The sequence below is a fragment of the Candidatus Hydrogenedentota bacterium genome (assembly GCA_016791475.1).
Lineage (GTDB): Bacteria > Hydrogenedentota > Hydrogenedentia > Hydrogenedentales > JAEUWI01 > JAEUWI01.
The window spans coordinates 1-736 of sequence record JAEUWI010000214.1 but is presented as its reverse complement, the minus strand read 5'-3'; the positions used below and the strand labels follow the sequence as shown (position 1 = coordinate 736).

General features: G+C 59.0%; 1 protein-coding gene. It reads right to left on the bottom strand.

The window, feature by feature from the left end; all coding sequences use genetic code 11:
- A partial coding sequence (locus JNK74_28785) for a DUF1080 domain-containing protein (protein ID MBL7650179.1) occupies window positions 1–515 on the bottom strand: 515 nt, incomplete at its 3' end.
- Between the last annotated feature and the right edge of the window lie 221 nt (window positions 516–736).

The window sequence follows — 736 nt, the reverse complement described above, 5'->3', positions numbered from 1 at the left end:
CGATCCTGGCGCACTTCCGCGGAAATCGAAAGCGGCTGCTGCGGATCGGCCGAGCCCCCCGAGACCACGATGAAGTCTCCGCAGCCCCCTTCAATGACCTGCGCTTCGATCGAGCGCATCCAAATTCCGCCGTGCGCGCCGTCTTCGCCGAACGAGTGAACCAGCACGCCGGAATCCTTCGTGCGATCGACACGGTTCTCCCAAGTCCGCTCGCCCCACTTGAACTCGACGATCAAGTGATAGTCGCGATACGCTTGCTTGGTCGTGATACAACCGAGCCCGTCGCCCGAGATGTGGACCATCCCGTCGTGCACCGTAAACACTTTGCGTGGGTCTTCGTACTTCGTGTCTTTGAGCCACGTGTACCAATGCGTCAGGTCTTGGCCGTTGAACAGCTTAATGACCTCGGTGGGGGCAATCGGTTCCTTTTCCGATTGCGGCTTTGCGGCGAGAAGCGAACTGCTAACGAGCGACAGCGCAATCAACGCGCAGAGGAACGAGCGGCGACGCATCATAGTGATTCCTAGAGGTGCGACTTGCGGGCGGGAAAACGTGAGCGGTCTCGCCAGAGTAGCACCCGCCGCGCGCGTTGTCAGCACGCCCAAACGCACGGGAAAACGAGCGATCGCCGGCCTGGAATCACAATTGTATTTTATCGAACCCGCCAAGCGATCGTCCGCAACTCAATGCATCGCCTTCTTTCGATCAAATCGCCCGATCAGCGATTCTTTGAGAC